Origin of the sequence: Actinokineospora sp. (assembly GCF_052390155.1) — a bacterium.
Taxonomy (GTDB): domain Bacteria; phylum Actinomycetota; class Actinomycetes; order Mycobacteriales; family Pseudonocardiaceae; genus Actinokineospora.
This window is the reverse complement of sequence record NZ_JBQTHF010000004.1, coordinates 19,281-36,457: the sequence shown is the minus strand read 5'-3', so window position 1 is coordinate 36,457 and position 17,177 is coordinate 19,281. Positions and strand designations below refer to the sequence as shown.

16 protein-coding genes are annotated in these 17,177 nt (G+C 72.4%); 4 read left to right on the top strand and 12 right to left on the bottom strand.

Translation table 11 applies throughout. The annotated features are described in order from the left end of the window. Positions 1 to 344: 344 nt before the first annotated feature. From ACT4N7_RS01890 to ACT4N7_RS01875, 4 genes are all read right to left on the bottom strand, one after another. Positions 345 to 1,277 (bottom strand): MBL fold metallo-hydrolase, encoded by a 933-nt coding sequence (locus tag ACT4N7_RS01890; protein WP_444826787.1) that lies wholly within the window; start codon positions 1,275 to 1,277, stop codon positions 345 to 347. 93 nt (positions 1,278 to 1,370) lie between these two features. After that, positions 1,371 to 1,802 carry a hypothetical protein gene (locus ACT4N7_RS01885; protein WP_444826786.1) on the bottom strand — a complete coding sequence of 144 codons (432 nt, stop codon included), beginning with the start codon at positions 1,800 to 1,802 and terminating at the stop codon, positions 1,371 to 1,373. A 38-nt stretch (positions 1,803 to 1,840) separates the two neighbouring features. Further along, a complete protein-coding gene (locus ACT4N7_RS01880; RefSeq protein ID WP_444826785.1) occupies positions 1,841 to 2,635 on the bottom strand; it encodes an SCO1664 family protein in 795 nt (264 codons plus the stop codon). Between the two features lie 6 nt (positions 2,636 to 2,641). Then, a complete protein-coding gene (locus ACT4N7_RS01875) occupies positions 2,642 to 3,208 on the bottom strand; it encodes a DUF3090 domain-containing protein (protein WP_444826784.1) in 567 nt (188 codons plus the stop codon). A 99-nt stretch (positions 3,209 to 3,307) separates the two neighbouring features. On the opposite strand from ACT4N7_RS01875, the gene ACT4N7_RS01870 reads away from it, so the two are divergent. Together ACT4N7_RS01870 and ACT4N7_RS01865 are read left to right on the top strand one after the other, a co-directional pair. Beyond that, complete coding sequence (locus tag ACT4N7_RS01870) at positions 3,308 to 5,254, top strand: S9 family peptidase (RefSeq protein WP_444826783.1); 1,947 nt, start codon at positions 3,308 to 3,310, stop codon at positions 5,252 to 5,254. Then, positions 5,251 to 6,168: a S66 peptidase family protein gene (locus ACT4N7_RS01865; protein WP_444826782.1), complete on the top strand. Its 918-nt coding sequence runs from the start codon at positions 5,251 to 5,253 to the stop codon at positions 6,166 to 6,168. The genes ACT4N7_RS01870 and ACT4N7_RS01865 overlap by 4 nt, the downstream gene beginning before the upstream one ends. 31 nt (positions 6,169 to 6,199) lie before the next feature. Here the strand turns inward: ACT4N7_RS01865 and ACT4N7_RS01860 are convergent, their stop codons facing one another. The 8 genes from ACT4N7_RS01860 to ACT4N7_RS01825 all read right to left on the bottom strand — a co-directional run bounded on the left by ACT4N7_RS01860 (position 6,200) and on the right by ACT4N7_RS01825 (position 14,882). Then, positions 6,200 to 6,505, bottom strand: coding sequence for a hypothetical protein (locus ACT4N7_RS01860; RefSeq protein WP_444826781.1), 306 nt, complete (start codon positions 6,503 to 6,505; stop codon positions 6,200 to 6,202). A gap of 239 nt (positions 6,506 to 6,744) precedes the next feature. Continuing rightward, positions 6,745 to 7,269 (bottom strand): hypothetical protein, encoded by a 525-nt coding sequence (locus ACT4N7_RS01855; RefSeq protein WP_444826780.1) that lies wholly within the window; start codon positions 7,267 to 7,269, stop codon positions 6,745 to 6,747. A gap of 48 nt (positions 7,270 to 7,317) precedes the next feature. Further along, a complete protein-coding gene (locus ACT4N7_RS01850) occupies positions 7,318 to 7,752 on the bottom strand; it encodes a hypothetical protein (RefSeq protein ID WP_444826779.1) in 435 nt (144 codons plus the stop codon). Positions 7,753 to 7,824: 72 nt separating this feature from the next. Further along, complete coding sequence (mptB, locus tag ACT4N7_RS01845) at positions 7,825 to 9,273, bottom strand: polyprenol phosphomannose-dependent alpha 1,6 mannosyltransferase MptB (protein WP_444826778.1); 1,449 nt, start codon at positions 9,271 to 9,273, stop codon at positions 7,825 to 7,827. Between the two features lie 230 nt (positions 9,274 to 9,503). Then, positions 9,504 to 11,126 (bottom strand): dipeptide ABC transporter ATP-binding protein, encoded by a 1,623-nt coding sequence (locus ACT4N7_RS01840; protein ID WP_444826777.1) that lies wholly within the window; start codon positions 11,124 to 11,126, stop codon positions 9,504 to 9,506. Then, positions 11,127 to 12,008: an ABC transporter permease gene (locus ACT4N7_RS01835; RefSeq protein WP_444826776.1), complete on the bottom strand. Its 882-nt coding sequence runs from the start codon at positions 12,006 to 12,008 to the stop codon at positions 11,127 to 11,129. Further along, positions 12,005 to 13,027 (bottom strand): ABC transporter permease, encoded by a 1,023-nt coding sequence (locus ACT4N7_RS01830; RefSeq protein ID WP_444826775.1) that lies wholly within the window; start codon positions 13,025 to 13,027, stop codon positions 12,005 to 12,007. The genes ACT4N7_RS01835 and ACT4N7_RS01830 overlap by 4 nt, the downstream gene beginning before the upstream one ends. 70 nt (positions 13,028 to 13,097) lie before the next feature. Beyond that, the gene (locus tag ACT4N7_RS01825) at positions 13,098 to 14,882 is read right to left on the bottom strand and encodes an ABC transporter substrate-binding protein (RefSeq protein ID WP_444826774.1); all 1,785 of its coding nucleotides are present in this window, start codon (positions 14,880 to 14,882) and stop codon (positions 13,098 to 13,100) included. A gap of 89 nt (positions 14,883 to 14,971) precedes the next feature. Between ACT4N7_RS01825 and ACT4N7_RS01820 the strand changes: the two genes are divergently transcribed. Together ACT4N7_RS01820 and ACT4N7_RS01815 are read left to right on the top strand one after the other, a co-directional pair. Beyond that, positions 14,972 to 15,799 carry a M55 family metallopeptidase gene (locus ACT4N7_RS01820; protein WP_444826789.1) on the top strand — a complete coding sequence of 276 codons (828 nt, stop codon included), beginning with the start codon at positions 14,972 to 14,974 and terminating at the stop codon, positions 15,797 to 15,799. A gap of 9 nt (positions 15,800 to 15,808) precedes the next feature. Beyond that, the gene (locus tag ACT4N7_RS01815; protein ID WP_444826773.1) at positions 15,809 to 17,122 is read left to right on the top strand and encodes a M20/M25/M40 family metallo-hydrolase; all 1,314 of its coding nucleotides are present in this window, start codon (positions 15,809 to 15,811) and stop codon (positions 17,120 to 17,122) included. The last annotated feature ends 55 nt before the right edge of the window (positions 17,123 to 17,177 follow it).

Here is a 17,177-nt window from a genome sequence, read left to right as displayed (position 1 = left end):
GTTGTTTGGTGCTTGGGACCCATGATTCCTGCCTAGTCTGAAGGTTTGCCCCGGGGGTGGGCCCGCCACCTGGGGTTCCCGCCCCTCGACCAGCACCGTCGACGCGCCTGCCGCGGTCAACCGGGTGACCTCGGCGACCCGCGCAGAGTGGCTGGCGCAGTTCGACCTCCCCGAGGACGAGGCACCTGCTGAAGGCACATCCGAGGCGCGATCCCGGTCGGGTCGTGCAGCCACGCGCCGTCCTCGGCGTTGACGCTCGACTGCGCGAACCCGACGCGGCTCGCGGCGTTCTGGAAACGATCCTGATGGCCGTCGCCGCACCGTACCCAGCGGCCACGACAGAACTACGGCAGCGCGCGGGTCTCGCCGACGGCCAGGTCCCACAGGTCCGCCCGGTCGCGGCCCGACGCCGCCCACGCCGCGCGGATCCGGGCCAGCGGTTCGGCGACGGGCTCGCGGGTGAGCACGAACGTGCCCCAGTGCATCGACGCCAGCCTGCGCGCGCCGAGGTCGGCGAGGGCTCGCACCGCCTCGTCGGGGTCCATGTGGACCGGGGCCATGAACCAGCGCGGGTCGTAGGCGCCGATGGGGAGCATCGCGACGTCGATGTCGGGGTAGCGGGTGCCGATCTCGGCGAACCAGTGGCCGTAGCCGGTGTCTCCCGCGTGGTAGACGCGCCTGCCGTGGCTGTCGGTGATCACCCAGCCGCCCCAGAGGCTGGCGCAGGTGTCGCGCAGGCCGCGGCGACTCCAGTGGTGGGCGGGGACGAAGTCGAAGGTGAGTCCCGCGACCGTGGCCGACTCCCACCAGTCCAACTCGACCACGGCGGTGAACCCGCGGCGGGTGAACCACCGGCCCAACCCACCGGGCACCAGCAGCACCGTGTCGCGGGGCAGTCTGCGCAGCGTGGGCAGGTCGAGGTGGTCGTAGTGGTTGTGGCTGATCACGACCGCGTCGACCCGCGGCAGGTCGTCCCACGCGACCCCGGGCGGGGTGATCCGCGGCGCCACGCCGGGGATGCGCGTGGACCACACCGGGTCGGCCAGCACGCAGGCGCCGCCCATCCTGATCACGAAGCCCGCGTGGCCTGCCCAGGTCAGCGCCACCGCGTCGGCGGCGACGGCGGGCAGGCCCGTGCGGATCACCGGGATGCGGTCGGCCTGCTCGGTGGACCCGCGGAACCCGCCCGTGCGCAGGATCCGGGCGAGTTCGCGCACGCCCGGCAGCGGCGAGGTCAGCCGGTCGGCGAACGACTTCGGCCACACCCGACCGGTCACTGCCGTCCCCACATCACTGCCGTCCCACATCACTGCCGTTCCTTCATCACGGTGGGCATGGTCGGTATTGTCGCGGCAGCCTTCGCCGCGGTTTCATGGGGGCGCCAGGTGCGGGTACTGCCTGAAGAACAGGTTCGCGAGATCTTGTTCCCGGCCGCTGCGCGGCGCGGCGAGCCGCCTGGCGACTCGCCGCAGCACGCCGGGCAGAGCGCCGGGGTCGACCGGTGAGTCGACCGCGAGGATCTCGACGATCGCGGCGAGGATCGGAAAGGCCGGGTCGTCGCCGACGGTCGCCATGAACGCGTGCGCGTCGCGCTCGTCGAACTCGGCGACGACGCGCGGCGCGCGCGCAGCCAACAGGGCGTCGTCGCAGGTCAGCATCGTCGTGGCGATCGCGAGCGCCACGACGGGTGCGCGCCGGGCCAGTTCGGCCAGCGCGGGCACGTTGTTCCAGCCATCGCCGCTCGCGGCCCGTGCGGCCAGTTCGTCGGTACCCAGGCGGTGCGGCTCAACCTCATCGTCCATGGTGTCCCCTGGCCTTCGGCGGCGAGGCGCCTTCGCGATCAGAACGCGGGCCACGGGATCGGCCTGCCCTCGGCGTCGGGCGCCGGGTAGACCGGCGCGGCGAGCAGGCGCGCGGTGCGGGAGCGCAGCGCCTTGATCTCCCGGCGTGTGATGTGCTCGGCCAGCGCCACGGCCAGCTCGCCCTCCAGCGCCGAGCGCAGCGCGGCCAACGCCTCGACCGCGTCGTCGGGCAGGGGTTCGCCCGCCCAGCCCCACAGCACGGTCCGCAGCTTGTTGTCGGTGTGCAGGCTGATCCCGTGGTCGACGCCGTAGACGCCGCCGTCGGTGCCGTGCAGCACGTGGCCGCCCTTGCGGTCGGCGTTGTTGATCACGATGTCGAGCGCGGCCAGGTGCGCCACCACCGGACTGTCGGAGTGCGCCAGCACCGCCGGGTCGCCGAACCGGTCGTGCGCGCGCAGGATCGGGCGCCACCCCGGCGGCACGTCGGTGGGCGCGACGACGTCGACCAGGTCGTCGCCCTCCTTGGTCTCGATCCACAACTGCACCATGCCGACGCCGAACGGCCCGTCGCGCAGCACCGTGGGCGGGATCAGGCGCAGCCCGGTGGCCTCGGCGATCAGGTAGGACGCGACCTCGCGCCCGGCCAGCGTGCCGTCCGGGAAGTCCCACAGCGGCCGTTCGCCGCCGACCGGCTTGTAGACGCACTTCGCGTCGACGCCGTCGGCCTCGATGCGGCAGTAGAGGGTGGCGTTCGAGGCGTCGACCAGCCTGCCCTCGATGTCGATTCGCCCGCGCAGCAGGAAGTCCCCGGCGTCCGGGTCGGTGGGCCGCACGGCCGGTCAGGTCTCTTCGGTGCGCCGGTACCCGTTCTGCCTGGGGCAGACGTGTCCCTGCGGGTCCAGCGGCTCGGTGCACAGCGGGCAGGGCTTGCGCCCGGCGTTGACCACGCGGTCGGCGCGGTCGGCGAACGCGCGGGCCTCGGTGGGCGAGAGGAATACGCGCACCGCGTCGGGGCCCTCGTCGGTGTCGTCGAGCACCACGGACTCGTCGACCTCGCCCTCGGTGACCGCGAGCAGCTCGATCACCACCGCGCTGGACTCGGCGTCCCAGCCCAGGCCCATCGTGCCGACGCGGAACTCCTCCTCCACGGGCACCTGCAGCGGCTCGGCGTCGACGAGGTCGTCGGGCACGTCCTCGGGGACCTCCGCGCCGAAGCGGCGGTGCACCTCTTCGAGCAGCGAGCCGATGCGCTCGGCGAGCACGGCGACCTGCTGTTTCTCGATGGTGACGCTGACGGTGCGGGCGCTCTCGACGGCCTGCAGGTAGAACGTGCGGTCGCCGGGCTGCCCGACCGTGCCTGCAACGAAGCGGTCGGGCTGACGGAAGACGTGGATGACACGGGCCATGGCACCACCGACCCTATTGCACGGGGTGGTTTCGAGCAGGCCGTACCCACCCGTTTCGGGGTATCCGCGCGGCCGGCGCGGGTCGGTAGGGTCGAGGCCATGGTGAAGATCGCTTCGTACGGGACCTGGGAGTCGCCGCTCGCTGCCGCCGACGTGGCCCGGGCGGGCGCGGGCGTCGACTGGCCGAGCAGGCACGCGTCGGGGGTCTACTGGACGCAGCGCAGGCCCGACGAGGGCGGGCGGCTCGCGCTGCTGCGCCGCGACGCGGAGGGCACCCGCGAGGTGCTGGGCGCGCCGTGGAACGTGCGCAACCGGGTCCACGAGTACGGCGGCACGCCCTACGCGGTGCTCGACACCCCGGCCGGGGTGCGGGTCGCGTTCACCCACTGGGACGACCAGCGGGTCTACCTGGTCGACCCGACGGGCGGCGAGCCGGTGGCGATCAGCGCCGAGCCCGAGCGCCCGCACGGTCACCGCTACGCCGACCTGCTGGCGAGCCCGGACGGCACCGAGGTGTGGTGTGTGCGCGAGAGCGTCACCGGCGACCGGCCCGTCGACGTCGAGCGGGCCATGGTGGCGCTGCCGGTGGCGGGCGGGCGGGCGCGGGTGCTGTCGGCGAGCCACCATTTCCTCACCGCGCCGAAGCCGAGCCCGGACGGCCGCCACGTCGCGTGGATCGGCTGGGAGCACCCGAACATGCCGTGGGACGGCACCGAGCTGTGTGTCGCGGCGGTGCTGGCCGACGGCACGTTCGGGCCGCACCGGGTGGTCGCGGGCGGTTCGAAGGAAGCGGTCTGCCAGGTCGAGTGGGAGGCACCCGATTCGCTGCTCGCGCTGAGCGACCCGGAGGGCTGGTGGAATCTGCACCGCATCGGGCTCGACGGCGCGGCGGTGAACCTGGCGCCGTGCGCGCGGGAACTCGGCGGGACGCTGTGGAAACTCGGGTGGCGTTGGTTCGCGGCTCTGGGCCGGGGCCGGTTCGTGGTGCTGTGCGGCGGTGTGCTGGCGGTCCTCGACGAGCGCAGCGGCACGGTCACCGACGTCGACACCGACTTCCCCAGTTGGTCGGACATCTCCGCCGGTCACGACGGTGTCGTGGTCGGCTGCGCGGCCGGGCCGAGCGCCGACGCGGCCGTGGTGCGGCTCGACCTGTCCACCGGTGAGCTGGTCGAGCTGACCGAACCCGCGCCCGGTCTGCCCGACGCGCGGTATCTGCCCGCGCCCGCCGAGCGGGAGTTCACCGGGCCGGACGGGCGCCGGATCACCGCCTACGTCTATCCGCCCGCCAACCCCGACTTCGCCGCGCCCGACGGCGAGCTGCCGCCGTACCTGGTGCACGTGCACGGCGGCCCGACTGACCGGTACTCCACCGTGCTCAACCTGGGCTTCGCCTACTTCACCAGCCGGGGATTCGGGGTGGTCGCGGTGAACTACGGCGGCTCCTCGGGCTACGGCCGCGACTTCCGCGAGGTGCTCAACGGCCAGTGGGGTGTGGTCGACGTCGAGGACTGCGCCGCCGTCGCGACCGCGCTGGCCGCCGAGGGCACCGCCGACCCCGGGCGGCTGGCCGTGCGCGGCGGCAGCGCGGGCGGCTGGACCGCGGCGGCGTCGATGACCATGGTCGACACCTACCGGTGCGGCACGGTCATGTGCCCGATCCTGGACCTCACCGGCTGGACCGGGGAGGGCGGCGAGACCCACGACTTCGAGTCCCGTTACGTCGAGGGCCTGGTCGGGTCGCTGACCGAGCACCCTGAGCGCTACGCGGAGCGGTCCCCGATCAACCGGGTCGACCGGCTCGCCGGGCCGGTGCTGCTGTTGCAGGGCCTGGAGGACGAGGTGTGCCCGCCCGAGCAGGCCGACCGGTTCGTCGCCTCGCTCGACGGCACGGGCGTCCCGCACGCTTATCTGACCTTCGAGGGCGAGCAGCACGGGTTCCGCCGCGCGGCGACGATCATCGCCGTGCACGAGGCGGAGCTGTCCTTTTACGGGCAGGTGTTCGGGTTCACCCCGCCCGGGGTGCCGGTGCTGGAGCTGCACCGGTGACGCGCGCCCGGCCAGCCCGGCTGCGGCCCGGGTCGAAGGTCGCGGTGGTCGCCCCGGCGGGCCCGGTGTCGCCGGACCTGCTGGCGCGCGGGGTGGCGGTGCTGGCGTCGTGGGGCCTGGAGGTCGAGGTCGGCACACACGTGCTCGCCCGGCACCCGGTGTTCCCTTACCTGGCGGGCCGCGACGCCGACCGCGCCGCGGACCTGCGGCGCGCGTGGTGCGACCCGACCGTGGCCGCGGTGTTCTGCGCGCGCGGCGGCTACGGCAGCCAGCGCATGGTCGACCTGCTCGACTGGCCCGCGATGGCCGCCGCGGGCCCCAAGGTGTTCGCCGGGTCCAGCGACGTCACCGCGCTGCACGCCGCGCTCGGCGCCGAGTTGGACGTCTCGACGCTGTTCTCCCCGATGATCGCGGGCGACGGGTTCGACCCGGTGGCGCAGGACCATTTCCGGGCCACGCTGTTCGAACCGGAGACCGTGCGCGAGGTGATCGGCCCGGCCGCCTCGACCGCCGGACACGGCGTCGCCGAGGGGATCACCGTGGGCGGCAACCTGAGCCTGATCGCCGCCGACCTCGGCTCCCCCGCCGCCTGCCCGCCGCCGGACGGGGCGATCGCGCTGCTGGAGGACGTCGCCGAGGCGCCCTACCGGATCGACCGGATGCTGACCCAGTTGCTGCGGGCAGGGTGGTTCACCGGGGTGTCGGGGATCGCCCTGGGCTCGTGGGCCGACTGCGGCGACCCGGCGGAGGTGTACGCCGTGGCGGCCGACCTGCTGGGCGGACTGGGCCTGCCGATGGTGTGGGACCTCGGTTTCGGCCACTGCAAGGGACAGCTCACCGTGCCCCTGGGCGCCCACGCCGTCCTCGACGCCGACGACGGCACCCTCACCTTCACCGACCCCGCGCTGAGCTGAGGTAGGCGGCCTTGCGATGCGCGACCTCAAGTCAGGTGGAGGTCGAATCGCGCAGGGCCGCGCGCAGGGCGGGCAGGTCGGGCAGCCCGGCGGGTGTGCGATACACCCGGCAGGTGAGCCCGGGCGGCAGGCAGGCCTCGAAGGGGTCGACGCCGTCGATGCGGATCGTGGGCGAACCCGGGAAACCCAGCTCCACGGCCTGCTCGTCGCTGGTCACCACCACGGTGGCGAACCCGGTCGCAGCCAATCCCTCGTCGTCCAGCGCGCGGCGCAGCAGCAGGGCCGCGGGTGTCTCGTGAGGACAGTCCGGGACGACCAGCAGTTCGATCCTCAGCACACCTGGGAGGATAGGTGCCCCGAGCGGACGGGGGCGACCTGCGGCCAGTCGATCGCGACGGCGATCGGCCGCCGGGTCGGTCGGGTTCCACGCATGGCTCCACTCCTCTGGATCGACTCGACCAAGGGGAACAGCCACCCCTGACCCGTCCCTGACGCGCACGCTTCATCCGGTCGGTTGTCGGCAGAGGGACCTGTCTCGACAGCGGATCGAACGACCGAGGCGACCGCATGGCGCGCTTAGAGCGCTGTGCGCGGCAGTACCAGGGACACCCGGCTCGACAGGGCCACCGTGCGCCGCTCAGGCCAGTCCGCGAACGCCGTCAGCTCGGCCACCGTTTCCAGCAGGAAGACTGACGCGCCGTCGAAACTCCCGGGCGGAACCTCGCTCATGTCCAGGTGCAGCAGGTAGTCGGGTGGGTCCGGCCGATCGAGCCAGGTGAAGCGGAACACGAGGATGGTGCCGACGGCGGTCGCGTCGAGGAACCGGAACGGGTCCGGTGCGAGGCTCACGGGCTCGGCGGAGTCCAGCGGCACATAGGCGTGCCAGGTGCCTCCTGGTGGAACGACGTCGATCGGGACGGGTCGCTGGAACGGCGGGAAGACGGTGTACGCGAATCCGGGCGCGGGCGTCCATCGCGCGCTCTCCCGGCGGGCGAGTTGCTCGACCTCGTGCGCCTCCATGTCAGCGCGCGGCCCGGTGGACCGTGCGCCGCGATCGTGGGGCCACCACGTGCACAGGTGGGTCACCCGTTCGTCCGTCATGGACCGCAGGCACGTGCGACGAGGGGTCGGCGCTGCCGATCGCGGCGGTCACTGGCGGTCCAGGTAGGCGCTGACCTCCGAGCGGAACATCAGGGCCAGACCTGCGACGATCAGCCCGATCACCGTGACGCTCACCAGCACGGCGAGGGCGAACGGCCCGCTGTCGAGCAAGTCGCGCAGTGAGAACACAATGGCCAGGCCGAAGACTTGCAGCGCCGCCAGGATCGCCCCGAGGACCACCGCGCCGGTTCGGCCGCTGCGCCTCCCGGCCCGCATGCTGGTGGCACTGGACCACGTTCCCGCGGCCAGCGCGAGCGCGATTCCCGCCCCTCCCAAGCCGGTGGCGCCTTCGCTCAACACCAGGGTTACCAGCAGGTTCAGTGCGGCGAGCGCGAACACCACGGCCAGGCACGTGTGCGCCTGCCTGGCCGCCCTCGGCGAGTCCGGCGGTACGACGAACGCGGACGGCTTCGGCGATGTCATCGGACTGGTTCCTCCTGTGATGGGCGGCAACTGACGCCATGTGTAGCCCGACCGGTCCGGGACCCCTCCCGCTCAGACCTTCGTCGGGACCGAGACCAGTTCCTCGCGCTCCCCGAACAGCCCCAGCGGATCGTTGCGCAGCAAGGAGAACCCGGCGAGCAACGACACCGCGACGGCGCCCGCGATGAACGGCCAGTTGTAGAGCAGGTCCTCGCCCGCGGGCGAATACGTCAGCACCAGGAACACCGCGGCGCTGACCAGGATCGCGAGCTGGCGCCGCTGCCAGGGCAGCGCGGCCGCGATGACGAAGCCCCACGCCAGGTACCACGGCAGGGTCGCGGGCGAGAGCACGGCGACGGCGAACAGCACGAACGCCATCCGGCGGACCGCGTCCGAGCCGCCGTGGCGGGCCTGCCACCACTGGCGCGCGGCGATGGTGAAGAACAGCAGGCCGCCGAGGACCCGGGTGGTGTTGACGAACCAGCTCTTGTTGGCGTCGATGAACAGGTCGACGACGGTGTGCACGCTCTCGCCGACCGCGGTCGGGATCGACAGCCAGTTGACGATCATCGTCGGCGCCTGCAGCGCCTTGATCCAGCCCAGGTTGAGCCCGGCGATCAGCGTGGCGGCGGCGAAGGTGACGACGAACGTGGCGACGGCGGCGGCCACCGCGCGGGTGAAGTTCTTCCAGAACGTCGCCTTCAGGTGCCCCGCCCACACCCACACCAGGAACGGCAGGGCGATGGCCGCGGTCGCCTTCACCGCGACACCCAGGGTGACCAGGACGACGCCGAGGACGTGTTTGCGCTCCAGCACGCACAGCGTGCCCGCGGCGAGGAACCCGACCATGAGCAGGTCGTTGTGCGGGCCGCCGACGAGGTGCACGACGGTCATCGGACCCGCCACGGCCAGCCACAGCGTGACCGGCAGGTTGCCGCCGAGGTGGCGCACCAGGCCCGGCAGCGCCCACACCAGCAGGCCCAGTCCGATCAGCAGCACCAACCGCATCAGCACGACGCCGAGGATCAGGTTGGTGCCCGCGACGGCGGCGACACCCTTGGCCAGCAGGATGAACAGCGGGCCGTACGGCGCGGGGGTGGTCTGCCAGAACGGGTGGACGTTCTGCACGACCTCCTGCAGGCCGAGCATGACCGGGCCGACGGAGTACGGGTCCTGGCCGTAGAGCGGCAGGCTGCCCTGCGCGAGGTAGGAGAACACGTCGCGGGTGAACACCGGCGGCGACACCAGCAGCGGCGCCATCCAGGCGGCCGCGGCGATCCGCACCCCGCGGGCCCCGACGCGGCGGGCGAGCACGTGCCTGCCCAGGCGGACCCACGCCCACACCACCAGCGCGAACCCGGTGTAGAGCACCCCGGTGGCCAGCATCTGGCCGTGGCCGTACCGGATCCACGACAACGCGCCGCGCCCCAGGACGGGGTCGCTGACGAGGACGCCTCCGGCGCCGAACGCGCTGAGCAGGATCAGCAGACTGCCCACGGTGCCCAGCGCGATCGTGCGCACGGGCAGTGGACCAATCCGGCCGTCCGACGGGTACGAATCGCCGTCGGCGACGGATGGAGCGTTCGCTGCGTTCTCTGCGACCAAGGACTCTTCCACGTCTGGAGACGGATCTGTGGTGGTGGCCATCGTTGCCTGAGATTACACAGTGCACGCCGACGGCTTTCGCGCAATGGTCGTTTCGGTGGAACCGCGCGCACGCGGACGGCTACCCGAGGTAACGGCCCGCGGCGTCACCCCGCCGGTCTGGCCTGGTGATCCACCTGGTCACGCTGCCCGAGGTCGGGGATGGCCGCCAGCAGCGACCGGGTGTAGGGGTGTTCAGCGTTACACAGCACCTGGTCCACGGGACCCTGTTCGACTATCCGCCCGCGGTACATCACCGCGACCCGGTCGGCGATGTTCCAGGCCAGCCCGAGGTCGTGCGTGATCACCAGCGCGGCGAGGCCGAGGGTGGCGCGCAGCCGCAGCAGCAGCGCCAGGATCTCCCCGCGCACGGACGCGTCCAGCGACGCGACCGGCTCGTCGGCCACCAGCAGCCGCGGCGCGAGGGCCAGGGCGCCCGCGATGACCACGCGCTGGCGCTGTCCGCCGGAGAGTTGGTGGGGCAGGGCGGTGAGGTAGCGCTGCGCCGGGCGCAGCTCGGCGGCGTCGAGCGCGGCGGCCACCAGCTCGGTCTCGTCGCCGGGCACGCGGTGGATGCGCAGCCCCTCGGCGACGGCCTCGTGCACGCTGTGTCGCGGGTTGAGCGCGCTCGTGGGGTCCTGCAGGACCAACTGCACTTGGCGCCGGTAGGCGCGCAGCTTGGCCGAGGACCGCGGCACGGGCTCGCCCGCGAACAGCACCCGCCCCGCGGTCGGCTTCTGCAGGCCCAGGACGGTGCGCGCGAGCGTGGTCTTGCCCGAGCCGGACTGGCCCACCAGGGCGACGATCTCCCCGGCGCGCACGCTCAGGTCCACGCCGTCGACCGCGCGGACGCCGCCGAAGCGCACGTGCAGGCCCTCGGTGCGCAGCAGTTCCTCCCCCACGGCGTCGGTGCCTGCCGCGGGTCGCTCGCCCGTGGTGGCGGGGGCGTAGCGGTGCCGCGGGTCGCCGACGGTGGGGAACGCGGCGGCGAGCGCCTGGGTGTGCGGGTGGGTCGGCGCGGCGATGACCGCGCGGGCCGGGCCCTGCTCGACGATCTCGCCTCGCTGCATCACCGCGAGCCGGGCGCAGGTGGAGCCCAGCACGGACAGGTCGTGGCTGATCAGCAGCAGCCCGATGTCGTGTTCGGCGACGAGCCGGGTGAGCACACCGAGCACCTGGGCCTGCACGACGACGTCGAGGGCGGTGGTGGGTTCGTCGGCGATGACGAGCCGGGGCGCGCAGGCCAGCGCCATGGCGATCATGACGCGCTGCTTCTGCCCGCCGGACAGCTCGTGCGGGTAGGCCGACGCGCGGTCGGTGGGCAACTCGACCTGTGTCAGCAGTTCGTCCACGCGGCGGCGGACCTCGGCGGGGGTGGTCTTCGGGGTGTGCAGGCGGATGGGCTCGGCGATCTGGTCGCCGACGCGGTGCACGGGGTTGAGCGCGTGCATGGCGCCCTGGAACACCACCGACGCGCCCGCCCAGCGGACCGCGCGGAGCTGTCCCCAGTTCATCTCCCGCACGTCGACGCCGTCGAGCAGGATCTGCCCGGACACCTCGGCCGCGGCGGGCAGCAGCCGCAGCACCGACATCGCCAGCGTCGACTTGCCGCAGCCGGACTCGCCCGCCAGGCCGAGGGTCTCCCCCGCGGCCAGGCGCAGGTCGACGCCGCGCACGGCGTGTTCGCCCGGGTAGCGCACATGCAGGTCGCGCAGGTGCAACAGGGTCATCTAGCGCTCCCGGAGCCTGGGGTTGAGCACGGACTCCAGGGCCCGCCCGCACAGGGTGAACGCGAGCACCACCCCGGCAATGGCCAGGCCGGGGGGCACGAGGTACCACCAGGCGCCCGCGGTGACCGCGCCGGTGGCCGACGCCGAGCGCAGCATCGCGCCCCACGACACGGCGGTGGAGTCGCCGAGGCCGAGGAACGACAGGGTGGACTCGGCGACGATCGCGGTGCCCACGGCGAGGGTCGTGTTGACGAACACCAGTGGCAGCACGCCGGGCAGCACGTGTTTGCCGATCACGTGCAGGTGCCCGCCGCCCAGTGCCCGGGAGCGCTCGATGTAGGGGCGGGCCTCCACGGTCAGCGTCTGCGCGCGCACCAGCCGCGCGGCCGAGGGCCAGGAGGTCAGGCCGATGGCGAGCACGATGGTGCCGATGCCGCGTTCGAGCACGGTGGACAGTGCGATGGCGAGCACCAGTGAGGGCAGCACCAGGAAGAAGTCGGTGAACCGCATCAGGATCGCCGCGGTCCAGCCGCCGAAGTGCGCGGCGAGGATGCCGATCACGGTGCCGATGGCGATCGACAGCAGCGTGGCCGAGAGCCCCACCAGCAGCGACACCCGCGCGCCCCACAGGGTCAGCAGCAGCACCGAGCGGCCGTTCTCGTCGGTGCCGAGCCAGTAGGTCCCGCTGGGCGGCTCCAGCCGCTTGCCGGTGGCGCGGGTGACGTCCAGGCCGGTCTGGTCGGTGATCAGCGGTGCCAGCGCGGCCAGCAGCAGGATCAGGGTCAGCACGACGAGGCCGATCAGCCCGGCCCGGTTGGTCGCGAATTCGCGCCACGCCCGGCCCGCGGCCGCCCGGCGCCGGTTCCACGCTGGCGCCGTCACGCGGCCCGCACCCTGGGGTCGATCACGCGGTAAAGCAGGTCGGCGATGAGGTTCATCAGCACCACGGCTCCCGCGAGCACGATGAAGGTGCCCTGCAGCAGCGGATAGTCGGGGGCGAGCAGTGCCTCGTAGGTGAGCAGGCCAAGGCCCGGCCAGGAGAACACCGTCTCCACGGTGATCGCGCCGGACACCACCAGCCCCAGGTGCAGGAACACCAGGGTCACCGTCGGCAGCAGCGCGTTGGGCACGGCGTGGTGTCGGCGCACCTGGTCGTCGCGCAGGCCCTTGGCGCGCGCGGTGGTGAGGTGGTCGGCGTTCATCTCCTCGACCAGCGACGAGCGCATGACGAGCTGGTACTGCGCGTACACCACGGCCACCAGGGTGATCGTGGGCAGCACCATGTGATGGGCGATGTCGAGGGCCTGGGAGAGGAAGTCGGGCGGGGTGTCGGGGTAGGTGAGGCCGCCGCTGGGGAACAGGCCGCTGGTGGCCGAGAGCAGCAGCAGGCCCAGCCAGAACGTCGGCACCGACCACAGGGTCAGCGCGACCCCGGTGGAGACCTTGTCGAAGCGGCTGTTGCGCCGCCACGCCGACCGCACACCCAGCCACAGCCCCAGCGCCACCGCGATGAGCGTGCCGACGCCGACGAGCAGCAGCGTCGGGCCGATCCGTTCGAGGATCTTCTGCGCGACGGGTACCCGGAAGGTGTAGGACAGGCCGAGGTCGCCGTGCAGCAGGTCGCCGAGGTAGCGGACGAACTGCTCCAGCAGCGGCCGGTCCAGCCCCAGCGACGCCTCCAGTTCGGCGATCTGCTGGGCGCTGACCGGCCGCCCGCGGGTCATGGTCTGCACCGGGTCGCCGGGGATCGCGCGGAACAGCAGGAACCCGAGCACCACGATCAGCCCGAGGCTCAGCAGCGCGCCGCCGACCTTGTTGAGCACGTACCGGAGCGCACCGCCGCCGCCCCGGGACTCCGGGGCGGCGAGCGGGTCGCCGATCGGCGCGAGCAGATCGCTCACGACATCCCCTCACCGGCTCGGTGATGCCGCTCGCGGACACCCTGTGTCGATGGCTCGCTCGCGAGTTCGCTCACTCGCGGTCGTCCGCCGTGGCCTTGCGACGGCGGGCCAGCAGCACACCGCCCGCGGCGGCGACGAGCACGACGCCGCCGACCACGGCCAGCACCACGCCGGTGTTGCCGTCCTCGGATCCGGCGGCGGCGCTGACCGGGGTGGCGCTGTAGTAGCCCCAGTAGGACTGCTGGTTCATGATCACGCCGCCGGGCTCGGGCGAGACCTGGAACGAGGCGAACTTGTCCTTGCGGTAGGCCTCCAGCATGTTGTCGTAGCCCAGGATGACCATGGGCGCCTCCTCGTGCAGCAGCTCCTGCATCTGCTTGACGAGGTCGGCGCGCTTGGCCCGGTCGAACTCCTGGAGCTGCTTGGCGTAGAGGTCGTCGTAGCGCGGGTCGCACAGGAACGTGTCCGGCGTGGCGCCCTTGCCCTGGGCGTTGGGCCGCGCCGCGCAGGTCTGCAGCGACAGGATGTAGTCCGGGTCGGGGTTGCCGTTCCACCCGCTGTAGGTCAGGTCGAAGGTGCCCGCGGTGGTCGCCTCGTTGACCTTGCTGTTCGAGACCGGCTGCACCTCGATCTCGATGCCGATGTCGGAGAGCCAGCCCTTGATGAACGGCGCGCTCTGCTCGTCGAAGTTGGTCCCGGCGTGGGCCATCAGCCGGAAGTTCAGCGGGCGCCCGCTGGCCGGGTCGACGCGCACGCCGTCGCCGCCGCGGGTGTAGCCCGCCTGGTCGAGCGCGGTGTTCGCGGCGGCGAGGTCGAAGGTGCGGGCCTTGGCGCCCGGGTTCCAGTGGAACTCGGCGAACAGCGGCGGCACGTAGCCCGCGCCGGGCTCGCCGTAGCCGCCCCAGACCTTCTCCACCAGCGTCTTCGAGTCGATCGCCTGGGCGATCGCGCGGCGCAGCTTCGGGTCGCGCAGCGCGGGGTGGCCGTCGCCGATGGGCGCGCCGGTGTTGTCCGCGGCGCCCGGGTTCATGATCAGCTCGTTGAACCGCTTGCCCTTGGCGTTGTTGCGGGTGATGTTCGCGTCCCCGGCGAGGGCGTCGTACTGGGCCGGGGTGAGCCGGTTGACCTCGCCGTTGCGCAGTGCCTGCACGGCGGCGTCGGCGTTCTTGTAGTAGATGAAGTCGAGGTTCTCGATCTTCGGGGCGCCGCGCCAGTAGTTCGGGTTCGCCTTGAGCCGGGTGAACTGGCTCTCCTTGAACTCCGTGATCACGTACGGGCCGCTGGAGACCATCGGGAACGCGGGCTCCGCGCCGAGGTCGGACTGCTTGGACCAGACGTGCTGGGGCACGATCGGGATGTCCAGGGCCGTCATGGTGGCCTGCGGGGTCTTGGTCTTGATCACCAGCGTGCGGTCGTCGGTCGCGGTCGCCGACTCCCAGGGCGCCACGAAGTTGCCGTTGGCGGTGCGCGCGGTCTCGTTCTTGAGCATCAGGTCGAAGGTGAACGCCGCGTCGCGGGCGGTGATCGGCTGCCCGTCGCTCCACTTCGCGCCGTCGCGGATGGTGAAGGTCCAGGTCAGCTTGTCCGCCGACGGCTCCCACTTCTCGGCCAGGCCGGGCTGCGGGGTCAGGTCCTTGGCGCTGTAGGTGGTGAGCTGCTCGAAGTTGGTACGCAGGATGTCGGTCCCGGTGCGGGTGATCGACAGGAACGGGTTGAGCGAGTCGACCTCCTGGGTGACCGCGACCCGCAGCGTGGCCCCCTGCTGGGCCTGTGCCCGCGGAACCGCGACCGGCCCGGTCGCCAAGCCCGCGACCAGGGCCGCGACGACCAATCCCCACCACCTGATGCGCACCACGACCACCCCTTCCCGAGTAGTAGGGGTGAAAGAAACCACCTGCGGGTCGCATAAGTCAACGATCGCCGTCAATGAGTAACGTACTGGCCGTGTGGATACTCGTTTCGGCCGACATGGAAGGCGCCACCGGAGTCACCTGTACCGCCGATGTGGTGCCGGGAACCGAACAGTGGCAACGCTTCCGGCGGCTGCTCACCGCGGATGTCAACGCCTGCGTCGCGGGCCTGGTCGCGGGTGGTGCCACCCGGGTGCTGATCAACGAGGCGCACTCGGCGCAGCGCAACGTGCTGCTGGAGGAGCTCGACCCGCGCGCGCGGCTGCTCACCGGCAGGCACAAGCCGCTGTCGATGATGCAGGGCATCGACTTCGGCGTGGACGGGGTGGTGTTCCTCGGGTATCACACGGGCGCGGGCGCCGAGGGTGTGCTTGCCCACACCTACCTGGAGAACTCCATCACCGGGGTGTGGCTCGACGGGGTGCCCGCGAGCGAGGGCAGGCTCAACGCGGCGCTGGCCGCCGAGCACGGCGTGCCGGTGCTCGTGGTGACCGGCGATGACCGCACCTGCGAAGACGCCGCCGACTACGCCCCGAACGCGCGTCCCGCGGTGGTCAAGGAGTGCGTGAGCAGGTACGCGGCGGTGTGCGCGCCGCCGTCGGTGACCGCCGGGGTGATCACCGCGGCGTCGACCGAGGCGATGTCGCTTGCCTGCCGCACGCCGGGAGTTGTCAGCGAGCACCGGATCGAGGTGGAGTTCGACGCGACCCATCTCGCGCACGCCGCGGCCGTGGTGCCCACCGTGGAGCCGACCGGAGTCCGTAGGGTCGGGTTCACCGCGGCGTCGATGACCGAGGCGATGAAAGCCTTCAAGGTCGTCACGGCGATCGCGGCGGGTGCGATCGACGGTATATACGGCTGAGGAGGTGGCATGGCCGAGTCGGTGGAGGAGCTGTGCGCCCGGCTGATCCGGTTCGACACCACGAACCGAGGCCACGGGCAGAGCGAGGGTGAACGCGACATCGCGGAGTTCGTCGCCGACCGGCTCACCGACGCCGGGCTCAAACCCGGGCTGCTGGAGCGCGCGCCGCGGCGCAGCAACGTGGTCGCCCGGCTCTCGGGGTCGCGGCCCGACCTGGACGCGCTGCTGGTGCAGATGCACCTGGACGTGGTGCCCGCCGACCCCGCCGAGTGGACGGTGCCGCCGTTCGCGGGCGAGATCCGCGACGGGTACGTGTGGGGCCGGGGCGCGGTGGACATGAAAGACCTGTGTGCCACCGTGTTGACCGTTCTGGCGCGGTGGGCGGCGGAGGGCCGCGGGCCGCGGCGCGACGTCGTGTTCGCCTTCGTCGCCGACGAGGAGGACCAGGGCGACTACGGCGCGCACTGGCTGGTCGACGAGCACCCGGGCCTGTTCGAGGGCTGCACCGCGGCGATCGGCGAGTCCGGCGCGTACACCGTGCCGGTGCGCACCGACGCTGGCGGGCTGGTCCGCCTCTACCCGGTGGGCACCGCCGAGCGCGGCACCGCGCACCTGCTGATCACCGCCACCGGCCGCGCGGGCCACGGCTCCCGCCGCAACGACGACAACGCCGTGGTCAAACTGGTCGACGCGCTGCACCGGCTCGCCGCGCACGAGTGGCCGGTGCACCTCACGCCGACCGTGCGCGCGTTCCTGGAACGGACCGGCGCCGCCCTCGGCGTCCCGGTCGACCTCGACAGCGACGCGGCGGTCGACGCGACGATCACCCGCTTCGGGGCGGCGGCCAAGCTGGTGGAGAACACCGTGCGCCCCAGCACCCGGCCGACCGTGCTCTCCGCGGGCTACAAGGTCAACGTCGTCCCCGGCATCGCACAGGCCCAAGTGGACACCCGGGTGCTGCCCGGCACCGAGGACGCCATGCTCGCCGAGATCGACCGCCTGCTCGGCCCGGGCCTGCGCCGCGAGTTCGTCAGCCGCCAGCCCCCGGTCCAGGCCCGCGTCGACTCCCCCTGGTTCGACGCCATGGCCGCCGCGCTGCGCTCGCAGGACCCGGACGCGGTGGTCGTGCCCTACTGCATGGGCGGCGGCACGGACGCGAAGGCGTTCTCCCCCTTGGGAATCGAGTGCTTCGGGTTCGCCCCGCTGCTGCTGCCCGACGGCTTCGACTACCGCGCGATGGCCCACGGCGTGGACGAACGCGTCCCCGTCGAGGGCCTGCACTTCGGCGTCGACGTCCTCGACCGATTCCTATCCGACTGCTGAGACCGATCGGCCGGGCAGTTACCCAACGGTGACCTCGGCCGGGACAACCGGGCCT